Here is a 13,642-nt window from a genome sequence, read left to right on the forward strand (position 1 = left end):
TAATAATCTGTCCTACTTCACTATATATATTAGGGAAGGAGGATTTTTGCCATGAGAAAAATGCGTCGGACTTCAATTATCAAAAGGGGACCTCTGCCACTGCGCTATGTGTTTCTTATCACATTTGTCTTTTTTATTTTTCTAACTGTATTCAGTATGATCATCATTAATAACAATCTTGAACCCAATCTGAAAAGCATAGCGAATACGAAGGCGAGACAAATTGCCTCGCAAGCGATAAATGATGCAATTTCCAAGAAAATAACGGATGGCATCGAAATGGATCAGCTGATTGTCGTGAATGAATATTCGGACGGTCAATTAACCTTTAGATTCAACTCCCAAATCTACAATCGTGTCATTTCGGAAGCAACGATGCGGGTGCAAAGATATCTTGATTTAGTAGAAGAAGGGGATCTTGAGGAACTGGAATCTTTCAAGAATGATGTAAACATTGATTATGAAGAATCAAAAAAGCAGCATGGCATTGTTTATGATGTTCCACTCGGTATGGCATCAGGAGCAACCTTATTCTCAAATCTTGGACCGAAAATCCCTGTGAAATTTGAAATAATGGGGGATGTAATTTCAGATATAGAAACCAAAGTAATCGAAACGGGAATAAATAATACGCATCTTGAAATCTATGTAAAAGTGAATGTGAAGATGAATGTAATCATTCCATTGATTGAACCGCCAATCGAGATAAGCAACGTAGTAAAAATAGGAGATATATTTGTTACTGGTAAAGTTCCACAGTATTATCATGGTGGAGGATCCGGAAATGGAGCTTCCAATGGAGGTTTGGCTCCTGTCTTTGTTCCTACTGAGGAAGAGGAATCGGAAAAACTGGAAGATCCTGAAGCCGTGGAAGAACCAGAAGACACAAATGAATAGGAGTTAAACGAAATACAACCCACCTGAATGCCACAATCCAGCAACTACAAAGGTTTGCCAAAGGTGGGTATGGATATGATGTCTGTGTGAGATCGATCAAGCTGAACCTTCCCGGTTTGGCTTTTTTAAATAGGAGATAACATCCTCTTTGCAGATGTTGACGATGGAAGATATCACATCAAGGTCGTTGGTGACCTTTTGGTCGATCATTTTTCTTGCGATTTCCAAGGATAAATAGTAGGAGATGGTATCACTTTTCTTATGATTCATGAGTGGTTTCCTCATTTTCATTCAGTACATTCTTCATCCCGGGAATCGCAATCAGGCAGACGGAGGTAAGAAGGCTAAGCATCAGCATTGGTGCACTGCTTGTCTTATCTGTGATTACAAAGTAGAACAGGATGCCAAAGCCGGCAACAGCCAATAGTTTAAGGAATTGGTAGAAGGAATTTTGGAAGTTTTTCATTTTTATCACCTCATAAGTTTTTAGAACGTTTGTTCTGTTTCTTATTATAAGGAACGTTTGTTCGCATTGCAAGTATTTTTACAAAAAAAATGACACCGTTAATTTACGGTGTCATTCAGAAGAAGTTCTTCAAGCTTTGCGGACAGCTCTGTCAGGTTGTGAACAGTCAGGTCAGCTACGCTGTTTTCATGAATATCGTATGGGTCGATGCAAATGGTGGAGCACCCTAAAAGGGATGCAGGCAGTATTTCATTGATATAGTTGTCGCCGATGCTCAGCATCCGGTCGAAGGGAACGTCCCATTTCTCCGATATGCGAGTCAAAGTTTCAGCTGTATGTATCGGCTTGTTTGCTTCAAAGATTTTATCATGGAAGAAAGAAGTGAAGCCTAATTTTTTGATGATGATGTCGCTATCTGTCTGCGGGCTGTTGGTCATAAGAATAAGGGTGTACTTTTCATGCAGCTTTTCCAATACGTCTGCAAACTCCTTCAAAGGCATCAGTTCAAAGTCATCCGTCATCATATGCTCACGGGTTTGAAGGAAGGCCTTATATGCATCTTCGCTCGTTAAGCCATAGTGCTTGGCGATGGCAACCGGCACCCACCACAGATCGCCGATGCTCAGCATATCCAATAGGTCGAATTGCAACGGATCAGGGTAAAGCTCCTTGATCTCGTGAGAGGGTACAATCTCTCCGTCCCATTTCCAGCCTTGGGTCACTTCGCCATGGTGATGAGCGAGGACAAGGTCTTTTTTAGCATCATAAACCCGTCCTATTTTAAGCGTTAGTTCTCCTTGGCCGAACGCGGAATAGTCTTTTTCAAACCGTTCCTGTGCTTCGGGTGCCAGCCTGTCTTTCAAAAGCTCCGCATAATAACTAAAATGATGTGTGTCTTCGTATAAAGTTCCGTCTAGATCAAAAACAATGGTTGTAATTTGTTCCAAGTGATTCGCTCCTTTATCCGTTCTATTTTCATTGTACTACAAAGAATGCCCGCTTCCATCCCCTTATGCTTTTTTTACAATTTGAGTATAATGGAGGAAGAAGGAGAGGTTGAAGGTGAAAATTACTTTTTTAGGAACCGGGTCTGGAGTTCCGGCCAAGCACCGTAACGTGTCATCCATGGCCTTGCATATAGATGATAAAGAAAGTTCGCTCTGGCTTTTTGATTGCGGGGAAGCGACCCAGCATCAAATTTTACATACATCGTTAAAACCGAGAAAGATATCAAAAATTTTCATTACCCATCTGCATGGGGATCATATCTTTGGCTTGCCTGGTTTACTTAGCAGCAGATCATTCCAGGGTGGGGAAACACCACTAACGGTTTACGGACCTAGGGGGATAAAGGATTATATAGAGATTTCCTTGTCCGTCAGCATGACTCATGTGAAATATCCCTTGAATATCGTGGAGTTTGATGAAGAAGGCCTTGTCTTGGAAGAAGAGGAATACAGGTTCATCGGGAGGAAGCTTGTCCATGGCATTCCATCATTCGGTTTTCGCATCGAGCAGAAAGAATTGCCCGGGGCGTTATTGATGGACAAAGTGAGAGAGTCGGGGATACCTGCTGGACCTCATTATCAGCAGTTAAAAGAAGGAAAGTCGATCAAGTTAGCGGATGGACGGATCTTTGATGGGGTTGATTATATCGGTCCCCCTAAGAAGGGGAAAATTGTTACGATCCTGGGGGATACAAGATACAATGAGATGTCGGTTGAGTTGGCAATGGGAGCTGATATGCTTGTTCATGAGGCGACGTTTGCTGCCGGTGACGAACTGTTGGCGCACGAGTATTTCCATTCCACGACTGTCCAGGCGGCCAAAGTGGCAAAGGATGCCGGAGTCGGGCAGCTCTTGCTGACACATATCAGCGCAAGATACCAGAAGGATGATGTGCTTGTGCTTGAAAAAGAGGCGAGAGAGATCTTCCCACGGGTGAAAGTTGTCGAGGATTTCGATGTTGTTGAGATAAAATAGTCTTTAAAATGGGTGTCCTAGGTGATGGGGCACCCTTTTTTGTGGGGAATGAGGGTTTTGGGTGGAGGTTGGGGCCGGAGAATGGGTTGGCAACAGGGGGGCAACGGGTTGACAAACCGGATATCAACGAAAATGTGGATATATCAATGAAAAAATAAATTTATCAACGAGAATTTTCATATATCAACGGAAAATTCGATATATCGATGAAAACAGACCGGATATCGATTAAACGACATAAGTCGACACACTCCAACACACTCCAACACACGCCAAGCAACACCATAGTCCAATCCCAAAACAAAACAAAAAACCCTGACCGCGCAATTCCACCGCGCGCAGCCAGGGCTCAAAACTTTTCGCATTTAATCAAGGGGGTCAGGCCCCCGCCACACAAAACCTCAAACTCACCAACCACGCTCATACTGCTTCGGTGCTTCAATCTCCACACCAAGCTCTTTCGCGGCGGTTCTTGGCCAGTACGGATCACGCAGGAGTTCGCGCGCCACGAATATCAGGTCTGCACGGCCGTTACGCAGGATTTCCTCTGCTTGCAGGCCGCTTGTGATCAGGCCGACTGCCCCAGTATCGATACCGGCACCGGACTTGATTGTTTCTGCGAATCCCACCTGATAGCCTGGATATACATCAATCGGAGCAGGTACAACAGCACCTGAGCTCACATCCACAAGGTCGACGCCCTGCTCTTTCATCCAGGATGCATAGGTTACATAATCCTCTGCATTAAGCCCTTCAGGATGATAGTCATTTGCGCTGACACGAACAAATAGAGGGCCGCTCCATACCGCCTTCACCGCCTCGATGATTTCACGAAGGAAGCGATAGCGGTTTTCTGTGCTGCCGCCATAAGCGTCTTCACGTTTATTTGTCAGCGGGGATAAAAATTCATTGATCAAATATCCGTGTGCCCCATGAAGCTCGATGATATCAAAGCCTGCTTCCTTGGCACGTATTGCACCTGCCACAAATGCCTCCACCGTTTCTTTTATATCCTCCTGCGTCATTGCAACAGGGGTTTTCATTTTATCGTTAAATGCCAAAGCGGATGGCGCGTAAATATCGCCTTCCACCGTTGCTTTACGACCTGCATGTGCAAGCTGGATCGCAGTGGCAGAGCCGTGCGCTTTCAATTGTCTATTCAATTCCTTGAATCCTGCAACGTGTTCGTCACTCCAGATTCCAAGATCCTGTGCGGAGATCCTTCCTTGCGGTTGTACCGCTGTGGCCTCGACCATGATGAGACCAACCTGTCCGACTGCACGGGATACATAGTGCGTCATATGCCAGTCTTCCACTTGCCCATCCTCATTGTGGCTGGAATACATGCACATAGGGGACATCACAATGCGATTCTTCAAGGTGACGCCTTTAACAGTATATGGTGAAAAAAGAGCTGATTTCATTTGTCATTCCTCCTACTTGTTTCGAGTTCCTAAAATATTATATCAAATGTTTTTTCAGCCTCCAAAAGATAGGTGTTCAATTGCAGGATTTAATAGTATGATAGGAGCAAAATACTACAAACCAGAGGAGGATGGGAGATGCGCTGGCAGACGAAAGAGCAGTTGACGGATCTATTGGTATCCCTTGTCCAACACGGAAGTGTGACATTATCAGGTGAAGAGAAAAGGCTAGCATCTTTTATTTATTATCAGTTGAACCATCTGGATTATTTTCAATCGCAGCCTGGCAATCTGGAGCTGCATCGCATGGAGGACGGGCGTTCTTTTGTAACCGCTCTCGTGAATGGTTCCTCTAAAAAGGATACCATCGTCCTGGTCAGTCATTTTGACGTGGTAGGGGTTGAGGACTATGGCGTGCTGAAGGAATTGGCCTTTCAGCCGGTGGAGTTGACAAGGGAACTGGAGAACCATGCGGAGGTACTTCCCGCCGAAGCAAGAGAGCACCTGCAATCAGGCGATTGGCTCTTCGGACGCGGTGTGATGGATATGAAAGCGGGACTTGCGCTGCAAATGTCCTTGCTCGAAAAGGCGGTTGCAGAAAAATGGGATGTCAACCTGCTGCTTTTGGCCGTGCCGGATGAAGAGGTCAACTCCCAGGGTATGCTTCAGGCACTGCCTGCGCTGAGTGCACTGGCAAAAAAGCATGATATCACCTTTAAGGCATGTGTCAATTCCGAACCGATGTTCCAACAATATCCGGGTGATGACAATCTTTATCTATATTCCGGATCGATAGGGAAGCTCTTGCCCGGTTTCTTCTGCTATGGCAAGGAGACGCATGTAGGAGAGCCACTATCGGGACTGAATGCCAATCTGATGGTTTCCGAGATTTCGAGATTGATGGAGTGGAACACAGATCTGTGCGAGCAGGTAGGCTCCGAAGTGACGCCGCCTCCGACAAGCCTGATCCAAAAAGATCTTAAAAAAGAGTATTCCGTTCAAATACCGCATACGGCGGTTACCTTATACAATGTTCTTTTCATGAAGAAATCATTGGAAGAGTGGGAGAAGGACCTGCTTTCCATCGCAAAGCAGGCTGCTTCTAATATTGAAAGGTTTTCCCTTGATAAAGTGGAAAGGTACAAGCAGTTTACTTCATTCAAGGAAATTCCCGTCAAGGTTGCCGTCTATACTTATGAGGAACTGCTAGTGAAAGCGAAAGAAGTACATGGCAACCATGAAGTGGACTTGAGGATCTCGTCGGTCATCACGGCTTTCTCCCATCTTGATGAGCGTGAACAATCAATCAAGGTAGTGGAAGAGGTTGCTTCCCTCTGCAAGGATCTGGGTCCTATGATCATCCTGTTTTTTGCACCGCCTTATTACCCTGCGGTTGTTACCGAGGATGAAGGGATGATGGAAGCAGCGCGAGCATTTATTTCAAAATGGAAGACGGATGCGAACATTAAATTTGTGGAACAGCGCTATTTCTCCGGGTTGTGTGATCTGAGCTTCATCGGAAAAGGTGATTATACGGCGAAGAACCGCCTGCCTCATAATATACCGGTCTATGGTGCCACCTATACGCTTCCATTCCGCGAAATGGAAGAGCTGCAGATGCCGGTCTTCAATCTCGGACCGGTCGGAAAAGATCCGCATCAGTGGACGGAAAGACTGAACACCAAGTTCTCATTTGAAGAGTTCCCGCCTATTCTGGCTGATTTTGTGAGGAATTTATAATAGTTAAAAAAGAATGGAATCACCATGGTTCCATTCTTTTTTATATACAAATTGGTTAATAATGTTAAAATAGTCTCATAATATTCAATTTTCATGTTTATCGTCTGGGAGGACAGCTCAATGGGGAAGACAATGGATTATCAGATTAGAAACTATGTAGAAAAGGATGCGGAAAAAATAGGTTCCATCAACTTCTTATCTATGCTTTATTATCGGTTCAACAAAGACTTCAATCCTGAAAATATCTTTTGTTCGGTAAATTCTGAAGGGGAAATCCTTGCTTTTGGCCATGTGGTTCCGGATCACACATGGTGCAGGATTGAAGATAGCGACAATGATCCCGATTTCATCCATAAAATAAATCTGGAGCTCGAGATAAATGAGAATTTAGCAGGGGCTGAATCCTGTCTGGAGGAACTGCTGCAGCAACTGTTGATCAAAGCACAAGAAATGAGAGATTCATATCCACTTAAAAAAGTAGTAGTAAGCCATACTATCGACGCGGATGATTTCGAGGAGATGGCTTTCTACCTCTCAAAAGGGTTCGTCGTCACAAGGAATCATATCATCATGAAAAGGGATTTGACAGACCCGATACTTGATGCGCCACTTCCTGACAATATCAGAATTAAGAACTGGAAAATGAAAACCGAATCAGAAGAACAGCAGTATCTTAAAGCGGAACGGGAGGGAGACGGAAATGGGGTTTCCTGGAGCCTCAATCAACTCAGATGGACGAAATCAGGGTCCGAATGGGATACGTTTACCGCTTTTGAGGGAGACGAGGTTGTCGGCAGCTGCATGACATGGGGCCAGGGTGAAAATCGCGGTGCCACTGAAAACATTTTTGTATTGCCAGAATGGAGAAGAAAAGGAGTCGCAAAGGCAGTCATAACAGAAGCCTTAAAGTTCCTGAAGGATAAAGGGAAAACGGAAGCGACCCTTGGTGTCTATGGTGAAAACGAGAAGGCGATACCTTTGTACCTATCATTGGGGTATAAGGTGATTGATGTGAAGATTGAAATGGGTCTGTCTATATGATGCGGTGTTGTTCATGACGTTTCTTTTCCCAAGCTGGATGCAAACGGTCATTCATTTAGGAGTATTAATCTTGGTTATTCTCGTAGTGAGTTATCTGGTTTCATGGATTGCCCAACTTCTTAAATTCAAGAAAAACATTTGGATGATACCTACTACTGTAATCATAGTGGGATTCATCTTGTTGTCCATTATTCATGAATCCTATCGCTCTTCCTATGTGATGGATTACGAACTGATTGTTAGTGGCGCAGGGGAAATCATTGAAGTTGGAAGCCATGATGACTGGTTAATGACGACAGATGAAGCGCTTTTTATTTTTGACGACAGCCCTCTTGAAGAAACGATACTCTATGAATTTACAACCTTGGATCACGATATTTTAAAGATGGAATTGAAGTTTACTTCACATGATTATGATGTTTTTACTCTTAAACAGATGTCCCACAGGTTTGCAGATGAAATCAAGGGTGAGCGCGATGAGAATAGCCCTTTATATCTTTCCTACTACAGTTATTTTTTTGAAGTTTGGAAAGATGCATGGGAAGAGGAACTATCAGCTGCCATTAACAATCTATCTAAGGATGAACTAACAGAAGGGAAAATAAAAGATTTACTTCTTGAAAATGAAAAGCTCGTATTAAATGAATATGAACGTAATGTGTTCCGTGTTCATTTAGGGGAGTGGAAATGATGAAAGTGAGTAAAGCAGTGAATTATATCGAATTCACTGCTTTCTCTATAAATCAGTTCGACGTTCCTTCCTTCAACCTCTCCGCAATCTCCTCGCCCATTTCCCTGGAGCGCTTGGTCGCCCCGTCGATGCAGGTTTCAAAGGCTTCGGATACTTTCAGGTCATTCAAAAGGGAGATTCCGCGTTGCGTGGTGCCGCCGGGACTGGTCACCTCGGCGCGCAATACATCTGCACCCTTGTTGGTCTCCTGCAGCATGTGGGCGGCTCCAATCAGCGTCTGGCTTACGAGCTTCTTTGCGACCTCTGTATCAAGTCCCTGTGCCAATGCCGCTTTCTCCATCGCCTCTGCGATATAATAGATATAGGCGGGGCCGCTTCCGGATACACCTGTTACTGCATGTAGTTGGTCTTCTTCGACTATTGTACATAATCCGATGGCTGAAAAAATGGCATGCACAAGTTCCAGATCTTCGTTTGAGGCGAATTTTCCTTTTGCAATGGCTGTGGCCGATAATGCGATTGCCGCGGATGTATTCGGCATGGAGCGGATCACCCTTAAGTCCTGCTGGAAAAGCTGCTCGATCACGTCACTGGAAATCCCGGCAAGCACGGAGACAATCAGCTGGTCGGAACTTACAAACGGCTGGATGGAAAGTATGCCATCCCGGGCATCCTTAGGTTTCATCGCAAGAAAAATGACATCCGCATCCTGTACGGCCCATTTTTTATCCTCTGTCGTCTTTACTCCATACCTTGTCGCAAGAGCTTCAAGACGACTTTTATCCTGCTTATTGGTCACCACTATATTTTCCCTATCACAAATTTCCTGTTTCACAAGTCCTGCAATAATGGCCTCGGCCATCGATCCGGCACCGATAAAAGCAATTTTCATTCTTTCCACGCTCCTCTTTTAAATAGAAAAAGACCTATCCGTCCTATTGTAAGGACGGATAGGTCTTATCCGCGGTACCACCTTGATTGGTTGGTTAAACCCAGCTTTCATTCCCGTATCGTGGGGTACGATTAGGTTTGCCTAATTGTTCCTGGGTAGGTTCAAAAGAACAGGGAATGAGGAGGTCTTTCAGCCGGTGAACCTCCATCTCTTGCATCCTTCTTCCTTCTACTGATCCCATTCGTCACGTTATCATTTATAATTTTTTACATTATGCAACGTGACGGAAGGAAAGTCAAGGGGATTTTTGTCACGATTCAAGAAAAAAGTTTGAAGTTATTTAAGAATAATGGAAGTGGAATTTTTTAAAAATTTATGAAGATTAACCCTTTCTTTTTTTGTGGAAATAGTGCATCCTTTAAATGAATAGGTATTCAGTTATGATGATAATGCATTATTTTGTTATAATTTTAGTGAACCACCTTTACATAGACAGGAATAAATTAAAAGGGGATTATCATGAATCAGCTTTCTTGTAAGCAAGAAATAAAACAGATCACCATACCGACTCCTTTTGCTGTTGGAGATGTACATACTTATATCATTATCACTGATAAAGTTACCCTGGTCGATGCCGGGGTAAGAACGATGGAAGCGTGGGAGATCTTTCAGGCTGAGCTTAAAAAACATGGACTCAAGGTGCTGGATATCGATCAAGTCCTGATTACGCATCATCATCCAGATCACGTCGGGCTGCTGGATTATCTTCCTGCCAATATCCCCGTTTATGGTCACGAGAGAGCCCATCCTTGGATGACGCAGGATCAACGTTTTTTCACTACACACGAACCTTACTATAGAGAATTATTTGCCCAAATGGGAGTGGAGGAGCGGTTTTATTCCCTTCTCGGGGGCATGGATAAGCCGTTGCGTTTTTCCTGCCATAGAGGATTGACATCTTTTGTGAAAGAAGGGGACAGGTTGGAGGGACTTTCCGACTGGCGAATTTATGAGACCCCGGGTCACGCGAGTAGTCATTTGGTGCTTTTTGACGAAAATAGCGGGACCATGATCGGGGGAGACTTGATTCTTGCGCATATCTCCCCGAATCCATTGGTCGAGCCGCCATACTTGGGTGAGGGTGAACGGAGAAAATCGATGCTCGATTACGTGGCATCCATCAATAAAATGATGAAATTACCGATAAAACGTGTGCTTCCCGGGCACGGTGAAATTGTACAGAACGTGCAACAACTTTTGGAGGAGCGTTTGCATCAGCAGGAAAAGCGCGCAGCAAAGGTAGAGGCTTTTGTAAAAGAAAAGCCTGCAACAGCCTATGAGATCTGTCAGCACCTTTTTCCGAAAGTGTTCGAAAAACAGCTGTTGTTGACGTTATCGGAAACATTGGGTCAAATTGATTATCTGATGGATAAGAAACGGATAGAGGTGGATGCCACTTCCCTTCCGTACCGATATCAAGTGAAGGAAGAGGTGTAATGATGGCAGAAGTGAAGGGTAAATATATTGTCATTACAGGTGCGTCAGGTGGAATCGGAAAAGCCCTTGCCCTCGAGGTGGCCAAACGCGGGGCCACACCTGTGCTTCTGGCACGTTCCTTGGATAAATTGGAGCAGGCTGCGAATGAAATTAAAATGAATACCCGAATTTCGGCGCCTTTTTTCCGTCTGGATGTCCGGAGCAGAGAGGACGTGGAAACTGTTTTTGAAAAAATGCTTGAGCAAATCCCTGCCATAGATGTGTTGGTAAACAATGCTGGTTTTGGGATCTTTGATGAGGTGCATGCATTGTCTCTCGACGATATGAGCGAAATGTTCGAAGTGAATGTCTTCGGTTTGATTGCCTGCACGAAAAAGGTATTACCTAGGATGCTGGATCAAAACAGCGGCCATATCATCAACATTGCATCCCAGGCAGGGAAACTGGCCACGCCAAAATCCAGTGTATACTCTGCGACAAAGCATGCGGTCCTTGGCTTCACCAACAGCTTGAGGATGGAACTGCATGATACAGGCATCCATGTCACTGCCGTAAATCCGGGTCCGATCCGCACCAATTTCTTTGACATTGCCGATACATCGGGGCACTACAAGAAAAAAGTCGATAAGTGGATGCTCGATCCTGACATGGTGGCAAAAAAGATTGCGGATGCCATGTTCACCAATAAGCGCGAAATCAATCTACCTGGGTGGATGAATATGGGGAGCAAGCTTTATCAGATGTTCCCTGGGCTTGTGGAGAAATTTGCCGGCAAAGCGTTTCGTCAAAAGTAGTCTTGTAACCTTTTTTCGGACAATTCGTCAAATAGGAAAAAGAGGTGAAAAAGATGAAGTTGAAATTTTTTGCACTGTTAGGTTGCTTTTTTCTTTTGTTCGGATGCGGGACGGCCGATGAGGATAACAGCACAGGATCGGGCAATGCCCCGCCAACCGACAATATGGAAGATGAGGAGGCGGTGGAGGATCTGACCGGTCATATCATTTCCATTTCGAATGAAGGGAACATCCGTATCCTCGTGACAGGTTCTCAAGCAAACAGCTCCGGTGTGTCCGCCACGATGTACACCTTGGAGGAGAGCACAAAAGTGTCAGATACAGATGGAAAGGCAATGGACGCAGCTGATTTAAAGATTGGCATGAAGGTTACCGTCTGGAATACCGGGATTGTAGCCGAATCCTTCCCGGCACAGTCCGGGGCCTTGAAAGTGGTGGTGGATGCCGGTCAGGACGGTCGTGAACAGGCAGCCATAGAAAAAGCGTTAGGTGACGTTAAAGCAGGGGATCCTTGGCTTGTGGAAGCTGTCGAGGAGATAAAAGAATCCCACTACAAGGTTACACTCAAGAATCTATTGGAGGACAGCGAACCTGTTGAAGTGGAAGTACAATTATAAGCATGAGAAACGGCTCGCATTTTTGACTAATGCGAGCCGTTTTTGATTTTTTTTTCCCATAAGGACTGAAACCCGTACATGAGCAGGGCTTTTATCAGGAAAAGTAAATATAGCTGAATATTATTCATTTTTTTCAAGGCAAAGATGCCAAGGTTCCGGAACCAGAAGTAAAATGGATAAACGAACAAGGCATCCACTACAAGGTTTAATAAAAAATACAATCCGAACCTTCCATAGGTCAGTCGGAGAATCCATAATGACCCGGCAAAGAACGGACCCACTATAAAAGCAAATTCATTGACGAAATAGGGAGGGATTTTCTTGTAGATCTTCCACCATTTCAGCTTTTCCGCAAGGATACTCTCAAGAGCGATGACGATAGACATAAAAATGGTAGCAGGTAAAAAGCGCTTAATATGTTCCCGTCCGAGAAAAGGAAGTGTGAGCAAGGAAACAAACACCATGGTCCATAACACTAATATTGGATGTTTTTTCAATTGCAACTGTTTTCCTCCTTTTCAAGATTGGTTTTTAGTTAGGATGTGTTATTTTAAGGGAATTATGACTCGTGAACACTTTGCATCATGATAAGTATATTTTTCCTAATCATCATCAAGTTATGTGCTTGTAATTTTAATAAATTGCGTTAAATCATTTCTACTTCCAATTTCATGTCGTAAATATATAGAAGACAGAAAGGAGGGGGCGAAATGATTTCGATATGGGAAGAGCATCTTTTTTGGCTCGGAATCCTTCAGGATCATGCTTATTTTATTCGAGAGCACCTTTCACCTACGGAAATCGAGTATGTGAAAACTGCCGAAGCATATATCAATTGGTTCGGTGAACTGAACAAAATGTTAGAAAATATTCCCCGGACCTCAAATCATTCGGATGAGAACATGATGTATTTTTCCCAGAGGGTATGGCCGGTTGCGAAGGGGTATTTCGAATTCGAGGGGAAGCTGCAGTCGCTGCGGATCGATAACAAGGTGAATCTGAATTTATCGCCTACCTATCTTAATGGGACACTCGCGGAAAACCAGGAGTATTTGCGGATTCTAAGCCATCTCGTGCAAGGAAAAGAACCTGTGCCGCTTCCCCTTGTGAATCTGATGGATCTGTGGCTAGAAGACCAACTTGGTCATGCATTGCTTTTTGAGGATTTGCTTGATCCGATTGAACTTGCAGCCAGAAGACAATCGGAGGTATATATTGGTCTGTATCAGGGGTTCTTGGTACAAAACCGGATATTGAAAGGATATCTTCGCTTCAAGGAGCCGGGTTTTGCAAGACAGCGGGAATTCGCAAACGAAGTAGGGAGAACGACCTTGGAGATGTGCCGATACATTTCCACCATGGTCCATAAATTCAAGGAAAACAAACTCCTCAACGACTCCACCTTAAGATTTCTAGAGCATCATTTCCCGGAAACGTGCTATTTCATCAAAAAGCTCAGCTATTATGCGCCAGAGCTGCAGGGTGAAGCGGGTAAATGCTCATTGAAAAGGGTCTCCTATTAAAAATCACCTGCAATGAGGCACTTCCTCCAAAGGAAGTGTCTTTTTGTTTCCTCGGTTCAATAGAGTTCGTGCGGAAA

General features: G+C 44.3%; 15 protein-coding genes. 9 read left to right on the plus strand and 6 right to left on the minus strand.

Annotation, left to right across the window (positions count from 1 at the left end):
- Window positions 1-51 precede the first annotated feature (51 nt).
- Complete coding sequence (gene yunB / locus JOC95_RS14255; RefSeq protein ID WP_204417644.1) at window positions 52-897, plus strand: sporulation protein YunB; 846 nt, start codon at window positions 52-54, stop codon at window positions 895-897.
- A gap of 96 nt (window positions 898-993) precedes the next feature.
- Here the strand turns inward: yunB and JOC95_RS14260 are convergent, their stop codons facing one another.
- The 3 genes from JOC95_RS14260 to JOC95_RS14270 form a co-directional block, all read right to left on the minus strand.
- Window positions 994-1,167 (minus strand): hypothetical protein, encoded by a 174-nt coding sequence (locus JOC95_RS14260; RefSeq protein ID WP_204417646.1) that lies wholly within the window; start codon window positions 1,165-1,167, stop codon window positions 994-996.
- The gene (locus JOC95_RS14265; RefSeq protein WP_204417648.1) at window positions 1,157-1,363 is read right to left on the minus strand and encodes a hypothetical protein; all 207 of its coding nucleotides are present in this window, start codon (window positions 1,361-1,363) and stop codon (window positions 1,157-1,159) included. Before JOC95_RS14265 ends, JOC95_RS14260 begins: the two co-directional genes overlap by 11 nt.
- A 98-nt stretch (window positions 1,364-1,461) precedes the next feature.
- On the minus strand, window positions 1,462-2,310 hold the full coding sequence (locus JOC95_RS14270; protein WP_204417650.1) for an HAD family hydrolase: 849 nt from the start codon (window positions 2,308-2,310) through the stop codon (window positions 1,462-1,464).
- Window positions 2,311-2,425: 115 nt separating this feature from the next.
- Here JOC95_RS14270 and rnz point away from each other — a divergent pair, with 115 nt between their 5' ends.
- On the plus strand, window positions 2,426-3,346 hold the full coding sequence (rnz, locus tag JOC95_RS14275) for a ribonuclease Z (RefSeq protein ID WP_204417658.1): 921 nt from the start codon (window positions 2,426-2,428) through the stop codon (window positions 3,344-3,346).
- 407 nt (window positions 3,347-3,753) lie between these two features.
- Here the strand turns inward: rnz and namA are convergent, their stop codons facing one another.
- Window positions 3,754-4,770, minus strand: coding sequence for an NADPH dehydrogenase NamA (gene namA, locus JOC95_RS14280; RefSeq protein WP_204417660.1), 1,017 nt, complete (start codon window positions 4,768-4,770; stop codon window positions 3,754-3,756).
- Window positions 4,771-4,908: 138 nt separating this feature from the next.
- Here namA and JOC95_RS14285 point away from each other — a divergent pair, with 138 nt between their 5' ends.
- The 3 genes from JOC95_RS14285 to JOC95_RS14295 all read left to right on the plus strand — a co-directional run bounded on the left by JOC95_RS14285 (window position 4,909) and on the right by JOC95_RS14295 (window position 8,242).
- Window positions 4,909-6,510 carry a M20/M25/M40 family metallo-hydrolase gene (locus JOC95_RS14285; protein ID WP_204417662.1) on the plus strand — a complete coding sequence of 534 codons (1,602 nt, stop codon included), beginning with the start codon at window positions 4,909-4,911 and terminating at the stop codon, window positions 6,508-6,510.
- 120 nt (window positions 6,511-6,630) lie between these two features.
- Window positions 6,631-7,551: a GNAT family N-acetyltransferase gene (locus JOC95_RS14290; protein WP_204417664.1), complete on the plus strand. Its 921-nt coding sequence runs from the start codon at window positions 6,631-6,633 to the stop codon at window positions 7,549-7,551.
- A gap of 13 nt (window positions 7,552-7,564) precedes the next feature.
- A complete protein-coding gene (locus tag JOC95_RS14295; protein ID WP_204417666.1) occupies window positions 7,565-8,242 on the plus strand; it encodes a hypothetical protein in 678 nt (225 codons plus the stop codon).
- A gap of 52 nt (window positions 8,243-8,294) precedes the next feature.
- On the opposite strand, the gene proC is transcribed toward JOC95_RS14295, so the two are convergent.
- Complete coding sequence (proC, locus tag JOC95_RS14300) at window positions 8,295-9,134, minus strand: pyrroline-5-carboxylate reductase (RefSeq protein ID WP_204417668.1); 840 nt, start codon at window positions 9,132-9,134, stop codon at window positions 8,295-8,297.
- 519 nt (window positions 9,135-9,653) lie between these two features.
- Here proC and JOC95_RS14305 point away from each other — a divergent pair.
- The 3 genes from JOC95_RS14305 to JOC95_RS14315 are packed head-to-tail and all read left to right on the plus strand — an operon-like array spanning window position 9,654 to window position 12,042.
- Entirely contained in the window at window positions 9,654-10,631 is a 978-nt protein-coding gene (locus JOC95_RS14305) for an MBL fold metallo-hydrolase (RefSeq protein ID WP_204417670.1), read from the plus strand.
- Complete coding sequence (locus JOC95_RS14310) at window positions 10,631-11,425, plus strand: SDR family NAD(P)-dependent oxidoreductase (protein ID WP_204417672.1); 795 nt, start codon at window positions 10,631-10,633, stop codon at window positions 11,423-11,425. The genes JOC95_RS14305 and JOC95_RS14310 overlap by 1 nt, the downstream gene beginning before the upstream one ends.
- Window positions 11,426-11,478: 53 nt before the next feature.
- The gene (locus JOC95_RS14315) at window positions 11,479-12,042 is read left to right on the plus strand and encodes a DUF3221 domain-containing protein (RefSeq protein ID WP_204417675.1); all 564 of its coding nucleotides are present in this window, start codon (window positions 11,479-11,481) and stop codon (window positions 12,040-12,042) included.
- 26 nt (window positions 12,043-12,068) lie between these two features.
- Here JOC95_RS14315 and JOC95_RS14320 read toward each other — a convergent pair whose 3' ends face one another.
- Complete coding sequence (locus tag JOC95_RS14320) at window positions 12,069-12,545, minus strand: hypothetical protein (RefSeq protein ID WP_204417677.1); 477 nt, start codon at window positions 12,543-12,545, stop codon at window positions 12,069-12,071.
- A 207-nt stretch (window positions 12,546-12,752) separates the two neighbouring features.
- Between JOC95_RS14320 and JOC95_RS14325 the strand changes: the two genes are divergently transcribed.
- Window positions 12,753-13,565 (plus strand): DUF2935 domain-containing protein, encoded by an 813-nt coding sequence (locus JOC95_RS14325; protein WP_204417679.1) that lies wholly within the window; start codon window positions 12,753-12,755, stop codon window positions 13,563-13,565.
- The last annotated feature ends 77 nt before the right edge of the window (window positions 13,566-13,642 follow it).

The organism is Sutcliffiella tianshenii (genome assembly GCF_016908565.1).
Lineage (GTDB): Bacteria > Bacillota > Bacilli > Bacillales > Bacillaceae_I > Sutcliffiella_A > Sutcliffiella_A tianshenii.